The sequence below is a fragment of the Marinobacter sp. EhC06 genome (assembly GCF_001650915.1).
In the GTDB taxonomy this organism is placed as follows: Bacteria; Pseudomonadota; Gammaproteobacteria; order Pseudomonadales; family Oleiphilaceae; genus Marinobacter.
In genome coordinates this window covers 200,175-222,998 of sequence record NZ_LXYO01000033.1, presented here as the reverse complement: position 1 = coordinate 222,998, position 22,824 = coordinate 200,175, and the positions used below count along the sequence as shown (strand labels likewise).

23 protein-coding genes are annotated in these 22,824 nt (G+C 59.0%); 11 read left to right on the top strand and 12 right to left on the bottom strand.

The genetic code is table 11. The features are described 5' to 3' along the window. Positions 1 to 6 precede the first annotated feature (6 nt). Positions 7 to 780, top strand: coding sequence for an imidazole glycerol phosphate synthase subunit HisF (hisF, locus tag A8B84_RS16875; RefSeq protein WP_064227532.1), 774 nt, complete (start codon positions 7 to 9; stop codon positions 778 to 780). Between the two features lie 162 nt (positions 781 to 942). On the opposite strand, the gene A8B84_RS16870 is transcribed toward hisF, so the two are convergent. The 4 genes from A8B84_RS16870 to gpmM all read right to left on the bottom strand — a co-directional run bounded on the left by A8B84_RS16870 (position 943) and on the right by gpmM (position 5,960). After that, positions 943 to 1,758 (bottom strand): divergent polysaccharide deacetylase family protein, encoded by an 816-nt coding sequence (locus A8B84_RS16870; RefSeq protein WP_064227533.1) that lies wholly within the window; start codon positions 1,756 to 1,758, stop codon positions 943 to 945. Beyond that, positions 1,755 to 3,161 carry a S41 family peptidase gene (locus A8B84_RS16865; protein WP_064227534.1) on the bottom strand — a complete coding sequence of 469 codons (1,407 nt, stop codon included), beginning with the start codon at positions 3,159 to 3,161 and terminating at the stop codon, positions 1,755 to 1,757. Before A8B84_RS16865 ends, A8B84_RS16870 begins: the two co-directional genes overlap by 4 nt. A gap of 97 nt (positions 3,162 to 3,258) precedes the next feature. Further along, a complete protein-coding gene (locus tag A8B84_RS16860; RefSeq protein ID WP_064227535.1) occupies positions 3,259 to 4,392 on the bottom strand; it encodes a murein hydrolase activator EnvC family protein in 1,134 nt (377 codons plus the stop codon). Positions 4,393 to 4,412: 20 nt separating this feature from the next. Continuing rightward, positions 4,413 to 5,960, bottom strand: coding sequence for a 2,3-bisphosphoglycerate-independent phosphoglycerate mutase (gene gpmM, locus A8B84_RS16855; protein ID WP_064227536.1), 1,548 nt, complete (start codon positions 5,958 to 5,960; stop codon positions 4,413 to 4,415). A gap of 147 nt (positions 5,961 to 6,107) precedes the next feature. Here gpmM and A8B84_RS16850 point away from each other — a divergent pair, with 147 nt between their 5' ends. The 8 genes from A8B84_RS16850 (at position 6,108) to A8B84_RS16815 (ending at position 14,266) form a co-directional block, all read left to right on the top strand. Next, the gene (locus tag A8B84_RS16850; RefSeq protein ID WP_008169323.1) at positions 6,108 to 6,524 is read left to right on the top strand and encodes a rhodanese-like domain-containing protein; all 417 of its coding nucleotides are present in this window, start codon (positions 6,108 to 6,110) and stop codon (positions 6,522 to 6,524) included. 144 nt (positions 6,525 to 6,668) lie between these two features. Next, entirely contained in the window at positions 6,669 to 7,172 is a 504-nt protein-coding gene (secB, locus tag A8B84_RS16845; RefSeq protein WP_064227537.1) for a protein-export chaperone SecB, read from the top strand. Positions 7,173 to 7,343: 171 nt separating this feature from the next. Next, positions 7,344 to 9,326: a TonB-dependent receptor plug domain-containing protein gene (locus A8B84_RS16840; protein ID WP_227512665.1), complete on the top strand. Its 1,983-nt coding sequence runs from the start codon at positions 7,344 to 7,346 to the stop codon at positions 9,324 to 9,326. Positions 9,327 to 9,364: 38 nt separating this feature from the next. Beyond that, positions 9,365 to 10,489, top strand: coding sequence for an HmuY family protein (locus A8B84_RS16835; RefSeq protein WP_064227539.1), 1,125 nt, complete (start codon positions 9,365 to 9,367; stop codon positions 10,487 to 10,489). 4 nt (positions 10,490 to 10,493) lie between these two features. Next, the gene (locus tag A8B84_RS16830; RefSeq protein ID WP_064227540.1) at positions 10,494 to 11,567 is read left to right on the top strand and encodes a hemin-degrading factor; all 1,074 of its coding nucleotides are present in this window, start codon (positions 10,494 to 10,496) and stop codon (positions 11,565 to 11,567) included. Then, on the top strand, positions 11,564 to 12,418 hold the full coding sequence (locus tag A8B84_RS16825; RefSeq protein ID WP_064227541.1) for a heme/hemin ABC transporter substrate-binding protein: 855 nt from the start codon (positions 11,564 to 11,566) through the stop codon (positions 12,416 to 12,418). Before A8B84_RS16830 ends, A8B84_RS16825 begins: the two co-directional genes overlap by 4 nt. Next, the gene (locus tag A8B84_RS16820) at positions 12,408 to 13,445 is read left to right on the top strand and encodes a FecCD family ABC transporter permease (RefSeq protein WP_064227542.1); all 1,038 of its coding nucleotides are present in this window, start codon (positions 12,408 to 12,410) and stop codon (positions 13,443 to 13,445) included. The genes A8B84_RS16825 and A8B84_RS16820 overlap by 11 nt, the downstream gene beginning before the upstream one ends. Further along, complete coding sequence (locus tag A8B84_RS16815) at positions 13,445 to 14,266, top strand: heme ABC transporter ATP-binding protein (RefSeq protein ID WP_064227543.1); 822 nt, start codon at positions 13,445 to 13,447, stop codon at positions 14,264 to 14,266. Before A8B84_RS16820 ends, A8B84_RS16815 begins: the two co-directional genes overlap by 1 nt. Here the strand turns inward: A8B84_RS16815 and trmL are convergent. The 5 genes from trmL to traF all read right to left on the bottom strand — a co-directional run bounded on the left by trmL (position 14,224) and on the right by traF (position 19,335). Beyond that, the gene (trmL, locus tag A8B84_RS16810) at positions 14,224 to 14,688 is read right to left on the bottom strand and encodes a tRNA (uridine(34)/cytosine(34)/5-carboxymethylaminomethyluridine(34)-2'-O)-methyltransferase TrmL (protein ID WP_064227544.1); all 465 of its coding nucleotides are present in this window, start codon (positions 14,686 to 14,688) and stop codon (positions 14,224 to 14,226) included. The genes A8B84_RS16815 and trmL overlap by 43 nt on opposite strands. A 5-nt stretch (positions 14,689 to 14,693) precedes the next feature. After that, complete coding sequence (locus tag A8B84_RS16805) at positions 14,694 to 15,872, bottom strand: acetyl-CoA C-acetyltransferase (RefSeq protein ID WP_064227545.1); 1,179 nt, start codon at positions 15,870 to 15,872, stop codon at positions 14,694 to 14,696. Between the two features lie 125 nt (positions 15,873 to 15,997). Next, the gene (locus A8B84_RS16800) at positions 15,998 to 16,744 is read right to left on the bottom strand and encodes a pteridine reductase (RefSeq protein WP_064227546.1); all 747 of its coding nucleotides are present in this window, start codon (positions 16,742 to 16,744) and stop codon (positions 15,998 to 16,000) included. 9 nt (positions 16,745 to 16,753) lie between these two features. Beyond that, entirely contained in the window at positions 16,754 to 17,875 is a 1,122-nt protein-coding gene (locus tag A8B84_RS16795; RefSeq protein ID WP_064227547.1) for a multifunctional CCA tRNA nucleotidyl transferase/2'3'-cyclic phosphodiesterase/2'nucleotidase/phosphatase, read from the bottom strand. A gap of 176 nt (positions 17,876 to 18,051) precedes the next feature. Further along, a complete protein-coding gene (traF, locus tag A8B84_RS16790; protein WP_064227548.1) occupies positions 18,052 to 19,335 on the bottom strand; it encodes a conjugal transfer protein TraF in 1,284 nt (427 codons plus the stop codon). A gap of 248 nt (positions 19,336 to 19,583) precedes the next feature. Between traF and A8B84_RS16785 the strand changes: the two genes are divergently transcribed. Beyond that, entirely contained in the window at positions 19,584 to 20,132 is a 549-nt protein-coding gene (locus tag A8B84_RS16785; protein WP_064227549.1) for an LPP20 family lipoprotein, read from the top strand. An 18-nt stretch (positions 20,133 to 20,150) separates the two neighbouring features. Beyond that, positions 20,151 to 21,356, top strand: a complete 1,206-nt coding sequence (locus A8B84_RS16780) for a flagellar assembly protein T N-terminal domain-containing protein (RefSeq protein ID WP_064227550.1) — start codon at positions 20,151 to 20,153, stop codon at positions 21,354 to 21,356. A gap of 12 nt (positions 21,357 to 21,368) precedes the next feature. Here A8B84_RS16780 and A8B84_RS16775 read toward each other — a convergent pair whose 3' ends face one another. From A8B84_RS16775 to A8B84_RS16765, 3 genes are all read right to left on the bottom strand, one after another. Beyond that, positions 21,369 to 21,839: a SufE family protein gene (locus A8B84_RS16775; protein WP_064227551.1), complete on the bottom strand. Its 471-nt coding sequence runs from the start codon at positions 21,837 to 21,839 to the stop codon at positions 21,369 to 21,371. Continuing rightward, positions 21,840 to 22,382 carry a putative Fe-S cluster assembly protein SufT gene (sufT, locus tag A8B84_RS16770; RefSeq protein WP_064227552.1) on the bottom strand — a complete coding sequence of 181 codons (543 nt, stop codon included), beginning with the start codon at positions 22,380 to 22,382 and terminating at the stop codon, positions 21,840 to 21,842. Positions 22,383 to 22,461: 79 nt separating this feature from the next. Next, a complete protein-coding gene (locus A8B84_RS16765) occupies positions 22,462 to 22,815 on the bottom strand; it encodes a HesB/IscA family protein (protein WP_064227553.1) in 354 nt (117 codons plus the stop codon). Positions 22,816 to 22,824 lie beyond the last annotated feature (9 nt).

Genomic DNA, 22,824 nt, shown 5'->3' with positions numbered 1-22,824 from the left:
CGACCTATGGCTCTGGCGAAACGCATCATTCCCTGCCTGGACGTCGACAAAGGCCGCGTGGTTAAGGGGGTCAACTTTGTCGATATCCGCGATGCCGGCGACCCGGTGGAAGTGGCCCGTCGTTACAACGAGCAGGGTGCCGACGAAATCACCTTCCTCGATATCACTGCCAGTCACGAAAGCCGTGACACCACCTATGAAACTGTCGAGCGGATGGCGGCGGAAGTCTTCATTCCGCTGACTGTCGGCGGCGGTGTTCGTACCGTGGATGACATTCGCAAGCTCCTGAATGCTGGCGCAGACAAGGTGTCGATCAATACCGCAGCCGTGTTCAATCCGGAATTTGTCCGGGAAGCGGCGGAGCGCTTTGGCAGCCAGTGCATTGTGGTGGCCATTGATGCCAAGCGGGTCAGTGAAGAGGGCGAGGAGCCCCGCTGGGAGATCTTTACCCACGGTGGTCGCAAGCCCACGGGGCTGGACGCCGTTGAATGGGCGCGCAAGATGGTGGAAATGGGCGCGGGTGAGTTACTGCTGACCAGTATGGATCGGGATGGCACCAAGATCGGATTCGATCTGGGTCTGACCAAGGCCATCAGCGATGCGGTGATTGTGCCGGTGATTGCCTCAGGTGGGGTTGGAGAGCTGCAGCACCTGGCTGATGGCGTTACCCAGGGTGGTGCCGATGCAGTGCTGGCGGCGTCGATTTTTCACTTCGGACAGCACACCATTCCTGAGGCGAAGGCCTTTATGAAGGCTCAGGGTATAGAAGTACGGGAGTGAGTTTCGTGGTTTGTCGGATTACGACTTTGTCTAATCCGACCTACTGTTCTCCGCGTGCATTCCCATCGTAGGTCGGATTAGGCGAAGCCGAAATCCGACTGTTACCCGTATGCACTCCACTTGTAGGTCGGATTAGGCGCAGCCGTAATCCGACAGCCAAGGCTACTTTTTCTGTGCAAAAGCAGGTCGAATGGCCTGCTTTTCTCCCTCCGCAAACATCTCCCGATTGCCATTGCGCATGGCCCAAAGGCCGCTGACGGTGGCAATGGCGATACCCTGCTCATCCAGTTTTGGCAGGTGCTTCTCCAGGTAATCCACGGTGACCTTGTGAGGATGGCCGATGCCGATGGCGCTGCCGTTTTCCCGGGCGCGCTTGATCAGCAATTTGAACTGGCGATCCACGAACTCCTCGGTTTGCTCATGGTCGAGAAACACGTCCCGGGTCATGGTTGGAATCCGGTAGGCGGCGGCGACATCACCGGCAACAGACGAGGCGATGGTGCGGCTGTCGATAAAGTACACCGGGTAGCGGAACAGCTCCTTCATCACCCAGTCCATGGGCTGCAGCTGCTGTGTCAGCAGACTACCCATGTGGTTGTTGACGCCTTGCACGTGTGGGATGGACTGGAGTGCCCTGCGCAGGGTGGTCACCATGTTCTGTTCGTCCATATCCGGTGTCAGGCCACCGGGGCCGAGGCCATAATTGCGGGTGTTGGCCATGGGGGCATGCAGCATGATTTCCTTGCGCTGCTTGTGGGCGAGCCGGGCAAGGCTGTCCGTATGTCGGCGATAGGGCAGGAATGCCAGGGTGAGCGGCTGATCCAGGTTTGCCAGTCGCTCACCTTCAACAAGGCTGTGACCCATGTCATCAATAATAATGGCAATGGTTGGGGGCAGAGCCGTTCTTGCCGGCTCTGCCGACACCGCGCCGGCGGCAATGCAGAATGCCAGGGCCAGCAGAGTGCTCACTACTCTCACTGATCGCTTCCTTCTGCCTTGTCCTTTTTGTTGGGGTTCAGGATCCGGATGCCCTTGAGCAGGTTCAGTGCGGAGCGCAGCTGGTAATCACGGTTTGACTGGGAGCTGGCTTCGCTCTCCGAGTCTGCTTCACCTTCCTGTTGCTCGCCCTCGTTCTGGCCTTCAAGGTGTCCGCTCAGGTCCGCTTCGGTGAAGAAGGGTTTGCTGTCGAGTTCTTTCAGTTCCGCAGGACGCACTTCAATGTCCGGTTTGATTCCGGTCGCCTGGATGGAACGGCCATCCGGTGTGTAGTAGCGCGCGGTGGTCATCTTGATGGCATGGGTCTCGTCCAGCGGAATAACCGTCTGAACACTGCCCTTTCCGAAGGATTTGGTGCCCATTACCACGGCCCGTTCATGGTCCTGGAGGGCACCGGCCAGGATTTCCGATGCTGAGGCGGAGCCGCCATTGATCAGAACTACAATGGGTGTGCCTTCCATGATGTCGCCGGCACGTGCGCTGAAGCGCAGGCGGGAACTCTGGATGCGGCCTTCGGTATAGACAATCAGCCCTTCATCGAGCAGGGCATCAGCAGACTCTACAGCGGCCTGCAGCACGCCGCCCGGGTTGTTGCGCAAGTCGATGATGAGCCCATCAAGGTCCCGGCCCAATTCGTCTTCCAGCCCGTTGAGGGCATCCTTGAACTGTGAGCCGGTATCAGCCTGGAACTGGGTGATGCGGACATAGCCGTAGCCATTCTCCAGCATGCGGGATTTCACGCTGGTCACTTTAATGATGTCGCGCTCCACTTCGATTTCGATAGGCGCGCTTTCGCCCTCACGCATAATAGTGAGTGTAAGGATCGAGCCGGGTTTGCCCCGCATAAGCTGAACGGCTTCCTCCAGACTCATGCCTTTAACCGGCTTTTCATCAAGCTTGATGATCAGGTCGCCGGCCTGGACGCCCGCCTTCTGTGCAGGCGTGTCGTCGATGGGCGCAATTACCTTAACGAAGCCGTTTTCCATACCCACTTCAATGCCCAGGCCTCCGAACTCACCAGAGGTGCTTTCTTCCAGCTCTTCGTAGTCTTTGGGTGCCAGGTAGGTAGAGTGTGGATCAAGGTCTGAAAGCATGCCTTTAATAGCGCTCTCGAGGAGTTTGCGATCGCTTACTTCCTCTACATAGGCATCTTTTATGCGGCTGAATACCTCGGTGAACTTCCGGAGGTCTTCCAGCGGCAGTTGTTTCTCGGGGTCGGGCAGGCTGATTTCCACCCGTTCGCCGTTCTGGATACCTTCCAGCAGCTGCTCGGTGGCGGCGTCTTCATCTTGGGCCCAGGCCAGTCCGGAGGCGGTTGCGAAACAGGTAGCGAGCGCAATGCTGCGTAATGGAAAGGCGTGGAGTGTACTTCTGACCCGTTTCATTCACATATCCCGTTTTTATTCCGATAGTTGGACTGGATTCCCTGACTCCGGACAGTATGGCGTTACCCGCGGCGTTTGTCAGCCCTCCCGGGGCGTCTCAGTTTGCCAGCCATCGGCCTGGATTGTCGGGCTTGCCATTGTGCCGGACTTCAAAATACAGGGCCGGGGAATCGGTACCACCGGTGCGGCCCGCCTGGGCAATGGGTTCGCCAGCGACCACCCAGTCTCCGGGGCTGGTGAACAGGCTGCTGCTGTGGCCATACAGTGTCATGTAGCCATCGCCGTGATCAATGATGGTAATCAGGCCAAATCCCCTCAGCCAGTTGGCAAACACGACCCGACCGTAGTGTATGGCGCGAATTTCCGCGTCGTCTCCAGTGGCGATAAGCAGGCCATTGCGCCGGAGTTTGCCGTCGGCGTAGCGGTCGCCGTAGCTGCTCAACACCTGGCCTTTCACTGGCCAGGGCAGCTTGTTGCGCAATGACGCGAAGGGCTGGGATTCATTGGGCGAGGGAATGTTGTTGATCGCCTGTTGCACTTCTTCAAGCAGATTTTCCAGCCGTTGGCGATCCGATTCCAGCTCTTCCCGTTCGCTGCGACGGTTCCGTATATCGGCATTCAGGGCGGCCAGTGTCTGCTGGCGCTCTTGTCTGGATTCTGTCAGTTCCTGCTGGCGTCTGGCGACGCTTTCTTCGGTTCTGGCCAGTTCAACCCTGGTCGACTGCACCGCAGCCTGGGTGTTTCTTAGCTCTTGCAGGCTTTGCCTGAATGCCTCAAGGCGATCAACCGTGTCCTTGCTGAGGTATTCATAGTAGGTCATGGTCCGGGCAATCTTGTCCGGATCAATTTCATTGAGCAGAACTTTTACTGCTGGCGCATCTCCCTCCATCCAGGCGGCGCGGATCTGCTTCTTGAGGCTGTCCCGCTGGCGGTCGAGTGTGCGGGTGAGCTCCTGAGCTTCCTTCTCCAGTTCCCGGAGTTTTTGCTGCTGTTGCTCTGCCTGCTGGCGCAGGGATCGGCGTTCACGGGTCAGGCGGCTGATGTTCTTCTCGGTCGCAGCAAGCTGCCGTTCCAGGGCGGAGCGGTCATCTTCGGCATCCTCCAGCCAGTCGTCGATGTCCTCAATGCGTTCCTTGAGTTCCTCGATCTGGGCCGGGGTGACCTCCTGCTGGGCGAGTGCCGGCGCTGCACCCAGAGTGAGGGTGAGCGCCAGAATTGCGGTAAGTCGCAAAGGTTGGTTCCGTTCCCGGATCAGCCGATCTCGACCAGGCTGTGCCCGGTCATTTCCTCTGGTTGCTCCAGCCCCATCAGGGCGAGCAGAGAGGGTGCCACATCACTCAGGCTGCCGTCGTTCTTCAGCACAACCTTGCGATGGCCTGTGTACACCAGCGGCACCGGCCCGATGGTGTGAGCGGTGTGAACCTGGCCGGAGTTGGGATCGGTCATCTGCTCGCAGTTGCCGTGGTCGGCAGTGATCAGAGCTTCGCCGCCGACTTCATCCAGGGCCTCGACAACGCGCTTCACGCATTCGTCGAGGCACTCGGCTGCCTTGATAGCCGCATCCAGCTTGCCGGTGTGGCCAACCATATCGCCGTTGGCGTAGTTGCAGACCACCAGATCGTATTTGCCACTCTTGATGGCCTCCACCAGCTTGTCGGTGACCTCAGGCGCGCTCATCTCCGGCTGCAGATCGTAGGTTGCCACTTTGGGAGAGGGCACCAGGATCCGGTCTTCGCCTTCAAACGGCGTTTCCAGCCCGCCATTGAAGAAGAAGGTAACGTGGGCGTATTTCTCGGTTTCGGCAATGCGCAACTGGGTCTTGCCCTGTTTCGCCATATACTCGCCAAGGCCGTTGCTGAGCTGCTCCGGCGGGTAGGCGCAGGAGGTTTTGATGTCGGCCGCGTACTCGGTCAGCATCACAAAATCGGCCAGTTCCGGGTGCTTCTTGCGTTCGAAACCGTCGAACTCCTTCTCCACAAAGGTGCGGGTCATTTCCCGTGCGCGGTCAGCACGGAAATTCATGAACAGCACCGTGTCGCCATCGTTGATGGTGCCCTCTGGCTCGCCCGGAGCGTGGATGCGGGTTGGTGTTACAAACTCGTCGTTTTCCCCGCGCTCGTAGGCCTGTTCCAGGCCAGATACCGGGTCGGCTGCGGTGAATTCTGCGGTGCCCTGGGTCATCAGATTGTAGGCGGCTTCCACGCGGTCCCAGCGGTTGTCGCGATCCATGGCGTAGTAGCGGCCCACAATCGAGGCAACCCTGCCAACCCCAAGGCTCTTCAACTTGGCTGCGGCTTTCTCCAGTGACGGTTTGGCGCTGCGGGGTGGCATATCGCGGCCGTCGAGGAAGGCATGAATGTAAACTTCCTTCGCCCCGCGGGCAGCGGCCAGTTCGGCAGCAGCAATGATGTGGTCTTCGTGGCTGTGGACGCCACCGGGAGACATCAGGCCCATGAGATGTACGGCTCGGCCGCTCTGAACAGCTTTGTCGATTGCAGAGCAGAGCACTTCGTTTTTCTGGAAAGTGCCTTCTTCGAGATCCTTGTCGATACGAGTAAGGCTTTGATAGACCACGCGCCCTGCGCCCAGGTTCATGTGGCCAACTTCCGAGTTACCCATTTGCCCCTGCGGCAGCCCGACAAACATGCCTGAGGTGTTGATCAGAGTCTTGGGCTGGTTCTGCCAGAGTTGGTCCCAGAACGGGGTGCTGGCGTTGCTGATGGCGTTGTCTTCGGCCGGGTCGCGGTGGCCCCAGCCGTCCAGGATAATCAGTGCAGTCGGCTTGCGCTTTGCTGTCATCATTAAGTCCGGAAGTAAAATGTTAGTAAGTTTACTAAAACGAAAATGAAGTTTATCTATTTTCGCATTTACTGGCCACTTTCGTCACCTTCTGTCAGGGGAGCAGGCTGTGTATAATCCCGCCAAACTCATTATCAGGGTAAGTTCATGGACCGGTTGTTTGAATTTGTCGTTAACCACTACATTCTTGTGTCGCTGTTCGTGGCATTCCTGGTCGCCATCCTTATTCTGGAATCCCGTCGTGGCGGTGCCAAGATCTCGGCCCAGGGCGCGGTCAATCTGATCAACAAGGATGAAGCCGTTGTAGTCGACATCCGGGACCGCAAGGAGTTTGGTGAGGGTCGCATTACCGGCTCGATCAACATTCCCCTGAACAGTCTCAAGAGCCGCGTTGGCGAGCTGAGCAAGTTCAAGGACAAGCAGATCATCGTTGCCGACAAGATGGGCCAGCATTCCGCCATGGCGGTCAAACAGTTGAACGCGGAAGGCTTCAGCAATGTGGTTCGCCTGAACGGTGGCGTGGCTGACTGGAAAGCCAGCAATCTTCCGTTGGTGAAGAAATAGGGCGGCCCTTGATCTGAAGATCATTCTGCCGCACTGTTTCACATAAGCCGGCCCGGCCTGAACGTAAAATGTCCCGGCAGCACGCTCTAAAGCATCCCATAACAACGGGCCCCGAGCCCACGATCGAGAACGAAAGGATTGAAAATGGCTGAGAATCAGCAAGCCGCAGCAGGCAGTGACAACCAGAACCAACCCCAGTTTGCCCTTCAGCGCATCTATGTGAAGGACCTGTCTTTTGAGTCGCCCAACTCTCCAACTGTATTTCAGGAGCAGTGGAAGCCGCAGGTTAACCTGGATCTGAACACCTCCCACAACAAGGTCAGCGACAACCAGTATGAAGTTGTGCTTTCCCTGACCGTCACCGCAAAAGTGGGTGAGAAGGTGGCTTACATCGTGGAGATACAGCAGGGCGGCGTGTTCCTGGTGCAGGGCATCGAGGGCCAGCAGTTGGGCCAGATGCTCGGCGCCTACTGCCCGACCATCCTGTTCCCCTACGCTCGCGAAGCAATTGACGGCATCGTCAATAAGGGTAGTTTCCCGGCCCTGATGCTGGCGCCGGTGAACTTCGATGCCATCTATGCCCAGGCGCTCAAGCGCAAGCAGGAAGAAGCTGCGGGTGAGGCAAACGAAGAGCAGCAGACTCACTGATCTGCGGCGGATGAAGCAGTAATAGAAAAACCGGCTCCGGCCGGTTTTTTTGTGCCTATACAAAAATTCCAGCCCGGGCATTGATATAAATCTAAATTCAAACGATAATCGTTCGCACTAAGATCTGAGTCGTTTGGTTGATTTATGTATTCTCGAATTTCGCATCTAACTTTGTCCTGCGCTTCCCTCCTCGCCATGGTCTCCACGGCAACACTCGCTGACAGCCGGCCAGCCGGTTACCTGGATGAGCTTGTTGTTACCGGAACCCGCAGTGAGCGTCAGTTGCTGGATACCCCAGTGCGGACCGAAGTGGTTACCGCCGAAGAGCTTGAGAGAACCCACGCTCGCAATCTGAAAGAGGCTCTGGAAAACGTGCCGGGTTTGCAGCTCCGGGAGATCCACGGCAAGCCCGGTTACGAGGTCTGGCTTCAGGGAATCGAATCCGATCGTGTGCTGGTTCTGATCGATGGTCTGCCAATGACGGCCACCACCGGATCAACGGTGGACGTCAGCCAGTTGGCCGTGCTCGATATTGAGCGGGTGGAAGTGGTCAAGGGCGCTGTCTCTGCCCAGTATGGCAGCTCCGGTATCGGTGGCGTGGTTAATGTCATTACCCGTCCGCCGGCTTCCGGGCTCTCCGGCCAGTTCGCCACCGATGCCGGTACCTATGGTGACCAGAATCCCTCGGGCGATGAAGCCGACCCCGCGCGATATTCCGCCCGAGCCACGGTCCAGGGAGGTAGTGAACAGTTGGCCCTGCGTCTGTCCGCATCTCACCAGCATTCCGATGGCATCGATCTGGAGCCGAAGACCTGGGCCCGACCGGGTGATGAATACGATCGCACCGATCTCAGCTTCCGCACCGACTGGTCTCCGAACGGGAATCACCGGCTGAGCGCTGCGGTCGCCCGGTTCGAGGAGGAGTCTGGGTCACGTTACACCGAGCGCAACCCGCCTTTTGTGATCAATCAGGGTAAGGATGAAACGGTAACCCGTACCCGCTATACCCTGTCTGGAGATCATGGACGCAACTCCGATCTGCGTGCCGGCTGGTCCGCCGTCCATGAGATTCTCAATGACGATACCCTGAAGTATACCGGCAGCGGGGTCTTTGATGACCGTCGTGCCGAATCCACTCTGTCCCGTTTTTCGGCCCATCTGGGCAAGCCGGTGGGGCTCAGTCACCACCTGCAGGGCGGTATCGATTTCAACCGTGAAACGCTCGAGCAGACCAAGGACGGCGCTTCCGAGCTCGGTGCGGAACCTCGCCGACAGCGTGAAAGCCAGGAAGCCTGGGTTCAGGACACCTGGATGCCCACTGAGCATCTTGAGCTGGTGCCCGGCGTCCGGTTCCAGAATGACTCCGACTTCGGAACCCACACCGCTCCCAAGATCAATGCACGTTACGACCTGGTCCGGACCGATTCACTGATCGGCTTTCTGCGTGCTGGCGTTGGCGCCGGATACCGGGTGCCCAATCTGAAGGAAAGGTACTTCACCTTTGATCACAGCCAGCTTGGCTACATCGTGCAGGGAGCTCCGGATCTGCAACCGGAGGAATCCGTCAGCTATCAGTTTGGAGGGGGGCTGTCCTGGAACAGGGCTGCGTGGTTGGAAGCGAACGCCTTCCTTAATGACATCGAGCAGCTGATCCAGACCTCGCCGGATACCGAGGCTACCCAGGCGCGGAACGACGGCGTTCAGGTTTTCTCCTACGAAAACATTGCTGAAGCAAGGACCTGGGGATTCGAGACCACGGCTGGCTGGGAACCTTCCGAGCACTGGCGGTTTAGCGCCGGCTATACCCTGACCCGAACCGAAGATGGTGCAACAGGCGATGAGCTTAATCGCCGCCCGAGGCACCAGGCGCGTCTGGGGCTGGACGGCCCGCTTGGGCTGCCAGGCCTGTCCTGGAGTGCACGGCTTCGGTACCAGAGTGAGGAGTTCGTGGATGCTGCCGCCGGGACCGTGTCCCCGGGGTATACAACGGCCGACCTGAAACTGAATTACCGGTTTTCAGACCAGCTCCGACTGTTTGCCGGGGCCGACAACATCACCGACGAACAGCGCGACTTTTCCAATGCCAGTGAAGATTTCAGACCCGTTGCCGGGCGCTTCCTCTACGCCGGGCTCACGGTTTCCTTTGGCGAATGATGCCTGACCACCAAAAAAACGACATGAAGGAGATATCCATGGATCTTTTCGATACCAGACCCCCGGCCATTGTGCTGGCCGCCCTGGCTCTGACGGCCTGTGGCGGGGGCAGTGACAACTCTATCGCGGAGGACGATGCGGATAATGTCAGCGCATTTTCCGAGCAGTTGATGCCCGCGGCAACGGAGACCGTCTACCTGAATCTGGAAACCGGAGCGATGGTGGAAGAAAGCGGCGACTGGCACATCGCCGCCAATCGTTTGAACTTCAAGGTGAACAGTGGTGCTTCCGGAAGTGCCAGTGTTGGTGGCGCCCTGGCAATTGCCCAGGACGATTTCTACGACGGTAACGGCGATCCCGACGCCAATGTGTTCACCAACGCGACCGCCAACTCCGAGGAGGAACATTTGCTGGGCATTCTCGAAGCACCCGGGAGCTGGCAGGAGGATGCCTTCGCCAGTGCGTTTGGATCTTCAGATACCTGGTCTCAATACGACTTTGCCACGGGTGTGATCACCGAGGCCGAAGATGTTGGCTATCTGGTGCGCTCTGCTGAGGGAAACAGCTATGCCCGTATGCGGGTTGTCGACTTCAATTTTCCGACCCGCGAAGGGCAGGGGATTGACGGCTTCACCTTCGAGTTTGACGTGCAGGCCTCCGGCGCTTTGGGATTCAGTGACACGGTAATTACTTTCACATCCCCTGCAAGCTATGAGGGCGGCGACGCATGTTTCGATTTTGACTCGGCTTCCGTTGTCGATTGCGAAACCAGCGAAGTCTGGGATGTCCAGGTCGGCTTCTCCGGTCGCGACTGGTACCTGAAATCCAACAGCGGGGTGTCCGGCAACGGCAGTGGCGGGGCCTCCGACCCGATGACCTGGAGCGAACTTGCCGCCAATGACAGCGATCCGGGTGTTCCCCAGCTGTACAACACGGACTCAACCGGCGGGGTATTCACGGATAACACCTGGTATGCCTACAACCTGACCAATCAGCACAAGATCTGGCCGAACTTCCGGACCTTCCTGATCAAGGCGGATGCCAATGATCCTGAGTCCACGGTCTGGGCGCTGCAGATTGTCGGTTACTACGACCAGGACGGAACGAGTGGCCAGCCCACGGTGCGTTGGCTGCCCGTTGAGCTTCAGCAGGCGCAGGAGTAACCCCATGGAACAGACAGCGATGGCAACAGGCACGGCAACCGATTCGCTCGCAGCACGCTGGCGGGCGCTGCAAGAAGCAGAGCCAAATATGAGGGTCCGTCAGATGGCGGATAAGTTGGGTGTTAGCGAGATGGAGTTGGTTCGGCTGCGTGGCGGCGACGAACTGATTCCTCTCAAGGACAATTTCGGGGATCTTCTCAAGGCCCTTGAAAGCGTCGGCCCGGTCATGATTCTGAGCCGCAACAACGAAGTGGTTCATGAAGTGACCGGCACCTTCAAGGATTTCACCAGCGGACGGTCCGGGGCCATGGGGCTGGCCGTTGGTGAGATCGACATCCGCGTCTTTTTCAAACACTGGGCCTATGGCTACCGGGTGCAGGAAAGGGTTCGCTCCGGGTTGAGGGAAAGTCTGCAGTTCTTCGATCAGTACGGGGCAGCGGTCCACAAAATCTACCGGGTTGCCGATACCGATGGCGACGCATGGGCGCGCCTGGTCCGTTCGTTCGCAGATCAGGAGCTGAGGCCGTTCAAGCCTCAGGGAGCGCGCCCGGCTCCTCAACGAGTGGTGCCAGAAGCGGTCAACACAGAGGTTCTTCGGGAGGGCTGGCGGGAGCTCAAGGATGTCCATCATTTCGGTGCGCTTCTGAAACGGGCCGGTACTGATCGGCTGACGGCGCTGGAACTCTTGAGAGGCGAATGGGCTACCGAGCTTGAGCGTACCGATGGTGATGTTCTGGACCGGCTGTTGGAGCTGCTTCGGGATAATCAGTGCCCGGCCATGTTCTTCGTTGGCAATCCCGGGATTGTGCAGATATTCACGGGCAAGGTGGCGAACCTGCGTCGCACCGGTCCCTGGATGAACGTTCTGGACAGAGGCTTTAACTTGCATGCCAACACCGAATCAATCCGGCGCTGGTGGCTGGTCCGGCGCCCCTCCGCAGACGGCATCATCACCTCAATGGAGGCGTTCAATGCTGACGGTGAGCTGGTGTTGACGGTGTTCGGTGAACGCAAGCCTGGCATCCCTGAATCCGAACTCTGGCGGGAGCAGGCGGCGACCCTGGAGGCTTTGTCATGATATCCAGGGTTCTTGTGTGGCTCTTGTTGGCTACCGCGTTCGGGGCTTCTGCCCAGGCGGGGGATTCGCCGCGGGTTGTGACCGCTGACGGAGCGATCACCGAGATTGTATACCGGCTGGGCCTGGAGTCGTTGCTGGTAGGTGTGGACACCACCAGCGGGTATCCGGAACAGACCGAGTCTCTGCCCAAAATTGGCTACCTGCGGGCGTTGCCTTTTGAGGGAGTGCTGGCCCTCAAGCCGGATCTGCTGATTACCTCCGAGCAGGCCGCACCCGCAGAGAATCTGGAGCGCTTGGCCAGGGCCGGTGTTCAGGTTGAAAAACTGCCTTCGGCACGGACGCCGGAGGCTGCGCTGGAGCGGATTGTGACTGTGGGTGGATTACTTGGTGAGGAGGAAAAAGCAGAAGTCCTGGCCTCCGAGCTCCGGTCGAAGATCAACCGTATTCAGCGGGCATCAGCAACCCGTGGAAACCCGCCGACGGTGCTGTTCATTCTCGCTGCCGGAAATCACTCCGTGATGCTGGCGGGGGAAGGAACCTCCGCTTCAGCCTTGCTGGATGCTGTCGGCGCGATCAATGCCGCGTCCGGGATCCAGGGCTATAAGCCGGCTAACCGGGAAGCCATTCTGGCTTCCCGGCCGGATGCCATTGTGATTGCTGAATCCACGCCGGGCCAGTTCACAATCGGTTCCTGGCCGGAGGTGGAGCGACTCGACGCCTGGCAGAGCGGGCACCGGCTGGTGGCAGACGGCATGATGCTGCTGGGTTTCGGCCCGCGGCTGCCCGATGCCATGGCTGCGGTAAACGAAGTCTTACCTGTACCTTCGAACGTGACAGCCAATGATTCGTGATGCTGCGGGCCGTTTAGGTTTTGCACCGTCACTGGTGGTCGCGTTATTGGCCGCTGCGTCTGTTGCTCTGGTGTCTATTGCCAGTGGCGCTTACCCGCTGGCACTTGGGGATATCCTGAGCGTGATCATTGGCCGGGAAGCGAGCGATCCGGTGGCTTCGATGGTGCTGCTGGAAGTCCGAATGCCGAGATTCCTGCTCGGCTTTCTGGTCGGAGCGGTGCTGGCAGTCTCGGGGGCCCTGTTGCAGGGACTGTTTCGCAACCCTCTGGCCGACCCGGGGCTGATCGGGGTGTCCGCCGGTGCCTCCCTGGCTGCCATTGCGGTGATCGTGCTGGGTAATACCTGGCTGGGTGGCTGGCTGGCCATGACCGGCGAATGGGCTTTGCCCATCGCCGCCTTTCTCGGCGGCAGTGGCACGGTGCTGCTGGCCTGGCGCGTTGCCAATCGATCGGGACAGACCGCCGTGGCAACCCTGTTGCTCGCCGGTATTGCGATTAACGCCGTGGCTGGCGCTGCCACCGGGTTGCTGACCTTCTATGCAAACGACGAAGAGCTGCGCTCGCTGACCTTCTGGACCATGGGCAGCCTCGGCCACGCCGGCTGGGACGATCTGCTGGTTGGGGCTCCGTTCATGCTGTTGGCGTTACTGGCCGCCCCCTGGCTGGCCCGTCCGCTGGATGCGTTTCTGCTGGGAGAATCCGTGGTCGGGCACCTGGGATATCGCACCGATACCGTCAAGAAGGCCGCGATCCTGGTGGTTGGCCTTGGAGTGGGAGCTGCTGTTGCGGTCAGTGGACTGATCGGGTTTGTCGGCCTGGTGGTGCCCCACCTCGTGCGCCAGTTGCTTGGTGCCAGTCACCGGGTGGTGTTGCCGCTCAGTGCCCTTGTGGGCGGCACACTTCTGGTGGCCGCGGATTCCCTGGCAAGGGTGGTGGTAGCGCCGGCAGAACTGCCTATTGGCCTGATGATGGCACTGATCGGCGGTCCCTTCTTCCTGGCGCTTCTGTTGAGAACAAAGGTGATCTGATGGTTCTTTCCGTTAACAACGTCAGTGTTTCCCTGGAGCGTTCCCGGATTGTCGATGGCATTGATTGCCACCTGAAGGCAGGGGAGCTGTTGATGCTCCTGGGGCCGAACGGCGCTGGCAAGTCGACTTTGCTCAAGGCGATCAGCGGCGATCTCCCCTACGGCGGCAGCGTGACCTTTTCCGGGCGGGAACTCGGGCAATGGCGCCCGCAGCGGCTGGCCCGTCAGCGTGCGGTAATGCCCCAGCGAGTGGAGGTGAATTTCCCGCTGACGGTCGAGGAGGTCGTACAGCTGGGGCGGCCTAAAATGGCGTCAGACAGAAGCGACCTGGTGGTCGATAAGCTGATGAACGAGCTGGATATCGGTCACCTGAGGCACAGACTGGTGCCGGGTTTGTCCGGAGGTGAGCAGCAGCGGTTACAGCTGGCGCGGGTGTTGGCCCAGATCATCGACAGCCCGGGCGACAGATTGTTGCTGCTGGACGAGTGCACATCCGCCCTGGACCCGGCGCATCAGCAGATGGTGCTGGATCTGGTGCGCCGCCTGGCCAAGGCCGAGGACATGGCAGTTCTGGCGGTTGTGCACGATCTGAACCTGGCGGCCCAGTTTGCCGATCGCCTGTTGGTGATGAAGGCCGGCCGACTTGTCCACGAAGGCTCGGCGCGGGAGGTACTTACGCCTGAACTGCTGGAAGCCGTCTACGGCTTCACCGCGAGAGTGGTCGAGCTGGAGGAAGGCTACCCGATGGTGGTGCCACGGCGCAGAGGGCCCTCGGGCGCTTATACAGCGCCCTTGAAACCCAGCTGCCGCCAGGCCTCGTAAACCACCAGGGCGGCGGTGTTGGAAAGATTCAGGCTGCGGCTTTCCGGTTGCATGGGAACCCGCAGTCGGTGCTCGGGCACCAAACCCTCACGGACATCAGCGGGAAGGCCGCGGGTTTCCGGACCGAACATCAGGTAGTCGCCATCCTGATAGTCCACTTGATGGTAGTGGGTGCTGCCTTTGGTGGTCAGCCCGAACAGGCGTCCGGGCTGCTCGCTGGCGAGGAAGTCCTGGTAGTTCCTGTGGATCTTCACCGAGGCGTACTCGCTGTAATCCAGCCCGGCCCGCCGCATCTGTTTGTCCTCCAGATTAAACCCCAGCGGTTCAATCAGATGCAGCTGGCAGCCGGTGTTGGCGCACAGCCGAATGATATTGCCGGTATTTGGCGGTATCTCCGGCTCGTACAGCACAACGTGGAGCATGAAGCTCAGCGCTCGACAGCCAGGGCAACGCCCATGCCGCCACCGATGCACAGTGTGGCCAGGCCCTTGTGAACATCACGGCGAACCATTTCATGCAGCAGGGAGACCAGAATGCGGCAGCCGGATGCGCCAATGGGGTGGCCCAGGGCAATGGCGCCGCCGTTCACGTTTACCTTGCCGGTGTCCCAGCCCATGTCGCGATTCACGGAAATGGCCTGGGCGGCGAAGGCTTCGTTGGCTTCCACCAGGTCCAGATCATCCGTGCTCCAGCCGGCCAATTTCAGGCAGCGCTGGCTGGCAGGAATCGGGCCGGTTCCCATGATGGTCGGGTCCACGCCGGCGTTGGCATGAGCCTTGATGGTCGCGATCGGGGTCAGTCCCAGCTCTTTGGCCTTCTCGGCACTGCAGACCATCACGGCAGCGGCGCCATCGTTCAGGGATGAGGCGTTGCCGGCGGTGACGGTGCCGTCCTTCTTGAAGGCCGCCCGTAGCTTGCCCAGCCCCTCGGCAGTGACGCCGTCGCGGGGGCCTTCATCGCGGTCGACAACAATCGGGTCGCCCTTACGCTGGGGAATGGAGACCGGGACAATCTGGCTATCGAAGTAACCGGCCTCGCGAGCGGCGGCGGCCTTCTGTTGGGATGCGGCGGCAAATTCGTCCTGCTCTTCACGGCTGATGCCGTATTTCTCGACGATGTTCTCGGCAGTAATGCCCATGTGGTAATCGTTGAAGGCATCCCACAGGCCGTCCTTGATCATGGTGTCCACCATGGACCAGTTACCCATCCGCTGGCCGTTGCGGCTGTTGGGCAGCACGTGGGGCGCCTGGCTCATGCTCTCCTGGCCGCCGGCAATCATCATCTCGGCATCACCGCAGCGGATGGCCTGTACCGCCATGTGCACCGCTTTCAGCCCTGAGCCGCAGACCTTGTTGATGGTCATGGCGGGCACCGACGCCGGAATGCCGGCGTTGATGGCAGACTGGCGAGCCGGGTTTTGACCACAACCGGCGGTAAGAACCTGACCCAGCACCACCTCGTTGATCTGGTCGCCGGCGACACCGGTTTCTTCCATTAGTGCCTTGATGACGGCAGTTCCCAGCTGGTCTGCGCTCAGGCTGGAGAGGCCTCCGCCAAAGGTTCCAATGGCTGTACGGCGGGCGGCAACAATAACGACATCACGCATGGGAATTCTCCGGATCAGTGGCGCGCGCGGGACTGGGGCCGACGCGTGCAGGATTGAAAACTGCCGGCATTGTATCCGGAAAGCGGCGCCCGGCCAAAGAGCAGGCTTTGAGTGAGCAGAGTGTGCTACATATTCAGGCTTCGGCCGCCATCAACAGAGATGATCTGACCGGTGATGAACGGCGCATCGCAGATCAGGAACGCAATGGTTTCGGCGATATCATCGGGTTTGCCGGTGCGGGCCAGTGGGGTCTTTTGGAGAATTGCCTGCTGCGCGGATTGATCCATCTCGGCTTCGCCCTCTGGCCAGAGGATTGCACCCGGCGATACGCCGTTCACCCGCACGTCCGGCGCCAGATCTTTTGCCCAGGAGCGTGTCAGGGCGGCCAGACCGGCCTTGCTGGCGCAGTAAAGCGGGTGGTCATCGATGGGCCTTTCGCTGTAAATATCGATCATATTAACCACGCTGCCCTGGTTTCGCCGCAGTTCGGCCAGACACGCCTGAAGCAGAAAGAATGGGGCCCTGAGGTTGGTGTTCAGGATGGTGTTCCAGTCGTCTTCGGTGGCGTCCGCTGTCGGGGTGGGGTAGAACACCGACGCATTGTTCACCAGTGTGTCCAGTCGGCCCCAGTGTGCGACGGCGTCACTGGCCAGCCGGTAGACGTCAGCTGTCTGGCTCAGATCCGCCTGGAGGGCGCGGGCGGAGTCTGGCCGTTGTCGGTTCATCTGCGCAATCAGTGAGTTCGCCTGCTCTTCCCGGTTCCGGTAGTGAATCACCAGATTCCAGCCTCTTTCGTGCAGTATCCGGGCAGTCTGTGCGCCAAGACGGTGGGCTGCGCCGGTGACCAGGGCAACGGGCGTTGTGGACGGCATGGTGGCTCCTCAGTGGTTGGTCGGGGCGACGGCGTCGCCGATGCGTTTCAGGCGTTCAGTGCGGATCGCGCTGCCCAGTTCCTTGCCTTTGTAGCCTTGCGCCAGGAGGGCTTTCGGGTCAACGCCGGTAGCCGCTTCCGACGCGGTTCGAAGCAGGTTTAGTGGGCCGGAATCGCTGGGCAGGGCGCATTCGAGCACGTTCAGCAGTTGCGAAAAACGGTCCGGGCGGCGCCAGAAATCCGCCTGATCCAGCAGGTCCAGCAGGACTTCGGCTTCAGGGTACTGCGGATCGATGTTCCGGATCTGCGGCGTAAAGGCAGTAACCAGTCGCACCAGGTTCTGGCAGTCATTGGGGGCTTTCAACGCTTTGGTCCGAGCCAGCGCAACAGAGTCATCCAGGGGGGACAGGAGTGCCGCAAAACGTTCTTCCGTCTCGGCGTCGAATTGGTCGTGGACGCAGCCAAGTGCCGCCATCGCGAGTTGGAATACCTTTGATGGTGCCAATTCCGGAATAAGAACCTCAAGGGCGCCGCAGTCACGGAGAACTTCGAAAAAGGCCTGGGGCGCCTGTTCATGCAGCGCCCGCTGGAATTCCTGCCAGACCCGTTCGGGCACCAGTTCGTTCACTTCTCCGCTATCCACCATGCGCTTCATCAGGGCCATGGTCTGGTCGCACACGGTAAATCCCAGCGGCTGAAAGCGGGCTGCAAACCGGGCGGTGCGCAGAATTCTCAGGGGGTCCTCCGCAAAAGCTTCCGAGACATGGCGGAGCTTGCGATCTTCTATGTCTCTGCGGCCTTCAAAGGGGTCTACCAGATCGCCGTCTTCAGCTTTTGCCATCGCATTGATGGTCAGGTCCCGGCGCTTCAGATCCTGCTCAAGGGTGACGTCGGGCGCGCTGTAAACAGTGAAGCCGTGGTAGCCACGCCCCTGTTTCCTCTCGGTACGAGCCAGGGCATATTCTTCCCGGGTTCGGGGGTGCAGAAAAACGGGGAAGTCCGCGCCCACCTGCTTGAATCCGTTGGCAAGCATTTCCCCGGGGGTTGCACCGACCACCACCCAGTCCCGGTCCTTGACCTCAAGGCCGAGTAATTCGTCACGAACAGCACCGCCAACCAGATAGGCCTGCATGAAATGTCTGATTCCTTTCGGAGAGTGTGTCGATGGATTATCCGTTTCCCGGGCAGGGCAGGCAAACCTCTGACGCAGTTCGCCATAAAAAAGCCCGCCCGGAATCGCCCGGGCGGGCTTTGATCGGGGGTTGGGGTCAGATGAAATCTTCATCTGACCCCACTTTCAGCTCTTCGTCAGAACGCGGTGCCAAGCTCCAGAGCCGCACCGACATCGGCATCGCTGTATAGCGCGCCGAGATCCAGGCGGACGCCGACGATGTTCAGGCCAAGACCGGCGGTGAACTGGGTTTTCTCTTCAATGCCGTCGTTGTCTTCGTTGCTGGCCAGGTTATGGCGAACACCGAATCGCAGCTGAGCGTAACGGAAGGCATCGAATTCGGCGCCGAGGGCTGCCCACTGAGTGTCGTCCTCAAAGCCGAAGGCTTCTTTCTTGGTCAGGTCAATTTCCGCGGTGACCACATGATACTCGCTCTTGTGGGCAATACCGGCCGTTGCCATGGGGTTGAGTTCCAGCGTCCGGACTTCTTCTCCGAGCTCCGGGCGGCTGGCGGCAGAGTCCAGCTCCATGGGAATGAGGTTTTTGACTACGATGCCCGCATTCCACTGTTTCTCATCGCCAAATGCGTAAGCTGCACCGATATCCAGGTTAAAGCCGCTCTTGTCGGTCTGGTACTGGTCGCCGTCGAATTCGTCATCCTCAAAGCCAGAAACAGTTTCGGTGTATTGAAACGTTCGCAGCTCAACGTATTTGGGAGAAACGCCCAGTTGAAGTTCGTTGCCGTTGTTCAATTTTAGTGAATGCGCCAGGCTAATACCCGCCTCAACAATGCCCGATGCGAGAATTCGACCGCGGGAGTCAAGGTCCTCATCCAGGTTCGCGGCCTGCAGTTCTGCAAGGTCGGCAGGATTGTTCGGATCCAGGTCCACGATGTCTTGCAAGGTTTGGCGGTCATTTTCATCAAGCTCGCCGCGGACAGTCGCCGTCAGATTTCCGGTCGTGAAAAATCCTACCGAGAGTTTCTTGCTCGGCACAGCGAAACCGACTCCGAGGCCAAGGTTTGCCCTCAAGGTGTCTCCGTCGAAAGCATCAAGTCTCTCAAGTAGGTCCCCGGCAATTGCCTGAGCATCTTCCGGGTTGCTGGTCCGATCAATCTGGTCGAAGCGGTCAATAGCGTCCTGGATGTCGTCGACCTGATCAATGGTTTCCTCTTCGTCCGCTGCCCGTACATTCACGGAAGGCAGCGTAAGCCCGAAATCGTCGTTCCAGCTATGATGATCCGCAGCCATCATGGCCGGGTTTTCCGCAGGGGCGTCAGATGGCGCTGCAACAGCAACCCCGGTGCCGCCCATGCCGAAAGAGCGGGCAGACATAAAAGACTGTGGGCTGGCCAAGGCAGAGGAAGTGGCAATGGAAAGGCCAATGGCGACAGAAAGTTTGGTCAGACGATGTCCGGTCATGAAGAATCCTGTTGTTTAAAAAGGCAAAATAGGTATTACGTAGCTGAAAGGTTAATGCAGAACGTTTGCCGGTACATGACGCATGGGGTAACGGTTTGTTTTTGATGTGTAAACAGAGGCAGTTTTTTGCCGCATACCGATATCAGAAAGATCCGGCTGGGCATTGTTGATCGGAATATCAGTGGCTTAGAAAAACTGGCGTAATTCTTTCATGGAAAGACGGAAATGATGTTTTCTGGAGACACGCAATGAACCTTCGCTGGATACTCATGCCTCTGCTGGCAATAACGGTGGCTGCCTGTGCGCCGGTTGGCAGTTACCAGGGTGATAACGGCAGTCAGTCCCGTCCGGATACCGAGCTGGAGCCAATCACAGTTCGGGTGAGTGGCCTTGGTACCTACGAGGATGTTGCGGCCGATCGTTCAAATACCCGCAAGCGCCTCATGGCTCGGCGTGCCTCCCAGCTGGATGCCTACCGGAACCTGGTTGAACGGGTTTACGGCACCGTGGTCTATGGCAGTTCCACGGTTAATGACTTTGTTTTGCGCAATGACATGTTCAGAACCTACGTCGATAGTTACATTCGCGGCGCCAAGTTGGTGGCAGTAAACGAGCACAGCGACGGCGTGTTCGAGACGGTGATGGAACTGAAGCTTGAGCCACGTTTCCGGGCCTGTGTGGCCGAGGTCGCTGATGACCAGGTGCAGGATCTCTGCCCGATCCCAATGCCGCAGGAAAATGACAGCATAGGGGACGTTCAGAGCAAGGGCGTGGATTCCCTGTATTACCTTGATTGATCGAGAGTATTGAGAGCTATGAAACGCTTGCTGTCACTGGTGGTGCTCGGGGCTCTGGCCCTTGTTCTGGTTTCCGGCGCCCATGCCGTTGTTCTGGAGGGTGTGGGCCATGCCAATATCCACAACGGAGATCTGGAAGCCGCCCGGGCTGAAGCCCGCAAGGCCGCGATCCGCGATCTTTCCCTGCAGTACGAGGCCCGGGTAAGCACGCACGACACTATGGAAAACGGCGTTATCACCGAGTCCAGGATGGATCTGGCGTCAAGCGCCAGGGCGCGGAACGTGCGGATTATCGATGAATACCAGAGTGGCAACCTCTTGAGAGTCATTGTCCGCGGCGACATCAGTCAGAGCCGGAGCCAGTGTGGTACCGGAGAAGCAGGACGATTGAAAAAGCGTGTAGCCGTGACCGGGTTCCCGATGCTCTATCCGGATCAGGCCAGGGTAGGACGTATCGATGATGCCGGCGAAATCTTGCCGCAACAGCTTCAGCAGCGTTTGGTTGCCGAGGGCGGGTTGCAGGTATTCGGAGCGACCACTTCCCGGATGTTTACCGACCTTTTGAACGCCCCCACGGTGCAGCAGGGCGATAATCGGTTGAGCAATGTACTCGAACTGGCCCGGGAAATGGGTGTGCAATTCGTGGTAACCGGGGTTATTCGGGATCTTGGCGTTGCAGACCCCTCTGCGTGGGGCACTTCCGTACTGGACCGGATGCAACGGGGTATTGGAGTAGTGGATCAACGGCGTCGGTTTGCGGCGGATCTCATTATCTTTGATGGATTCAGTGGTGCTCCTGTCTACCGGCAGCGGTTCGCCACGGCGGCAGACTGGGATGCCGGGCCCGGCAGCTCGGCAGGTTTCGGTTCGGCGGGTTTCCAGAAGACCGCCTATGGTCAGTCAGTCGATGGCGTTATCGGGGATATGGCGGTGGCTGTGACCGAGGCGCTGGCGTGCCAGCCCTTCATTACCAGGATTGCGCGGGTGGACGGCCACGGGGTGACGCTGGAATCCGGTGCCACAGCGGGGCTTCGGCCGGGCGACGAGCTGAAACTTTACCGGAGCAAGCGGTATCTCGAAGCGCCTGAGGATTCGCCGGAACTGCAGGACAGCGGAGTTGCAGTAACGCTCGATAAGGTACAGCCGCACTTCAGTCGCGGCACCATACCGCAGCTTAGCGGCATCGTTAATATCCAGCGGGATGATATTGCGATTATCTGGTGAGGCTGGCGGGCATCAGTTGCTGGCGCCGGCCACTTCTGCAGCTGCAATATCCCGGATTTTGCCGACCATGGCCCGAAGCCCGTTGCCGCGGGTTGGGGAAATATGGCGAAACAGGTCCAGCTGCTCAAACAACTCATCGATGTCTGTGGCCAGCAGGTCCCTCGGGGTTTTGCCGTTGAGGGCGACCAGGATGATGGCGGCCAGTCCACGAACGATCATGGCGTCCGAATCAATCAGCAGGTACAGCCGGCCACTGTCTTCGTCATAGTGGTGAATCAGCCAGACCTGGCTCTGGCAGCCGTGAACATAGTTTTCCTCAACCCTCGATTCCTCCGGGAAGGCAGGAAGCTGCTTGCCCAGATCAATGATAAAGGCGTAGCGCTCTTCCCAGTCGTCCAGCAGCTCGAAGCCATCCAGAACGTCTTCTAGGGTGGTGTCTTTACCCAGGGGGTTGTTCAGAAAGGTCTGTTCACTGGCAGTCATTTACAGCATTCCCAGTTCGAGTTTGGCTTCGTCGGTGAGCATGTCGTTGCTCCAGGGCGGATCGAAGGTCAGTTCAACCGTCACCTTGTCCACGTTGGGAACATGCTCCAGCTTGGTCTTCACATCCTCGGTAATCACCGGGCCCATGCCACAGCCGGCGGCGGTCAGGGTCATCAGGACGTAGACATGGTTGCCGTCTTCGGTGCCATTTTCAATCTTGCAATCATAGATCAGGCCCAGATCGACCACGTTCACCGGAATTTCCGGATCGTAGCAGTTCCGCATGGCTTCCCAGACCTGGTTTTCGTTCACCGTGCCGTCTTCAGGGGTGTCGAAGCTGCTTTCCAGGGGTTTCTTGCCGAGCGCGTCGGCATTATGGCCTTCAATCCGGGCCAGATTGCCGTTCACGGCGACCGTGAAGGTGCCGCCCAGTGACTGTGTGATAGTCACAAAGGTGTCCGACGGAATCATGATTTCGGTTCCGGAAGGAACAAGGCGGGCTTCCACCTCGCGTTTGGTCAGGACCACTTCCCGTTCTTGCATGCCTGTTTGGGCCTCGCTTTTTTCAATCTTTGGTGTCGGATTACGCTTTGCTAATCCGACCTACATGTTCCGAGAGGGATTACGCGACGGTAAAGCTCTCGCCGCATCCGCATTCTGCCGTGGCGTTTGGATTGCGGAAGTGGAACATGGAGTTCACACCCTCGGTGATAAAGTCGATCTCAATGCCGTTCACCAGAGGCAGGTGCTCCTCTTTAACGAAGACGTCGACACCATCAATGTGGAAAACCTTGTCGTCCGTTGCGACCTCTTCCACCCATTGGGTTTCGTATTTGAAGCCGGAGCAGCCACTCTTTTTAATGGCCAGCCGGATGCCCTTGGCTTCCGGCTTTTTCTCCAGCTGTTTGCGCACGTGCTTGACCGCGCTTGGCGTCATGGTGACGGCAACGGTCGGGGTGAAGACTTCGGCTGTCATGATTCCACC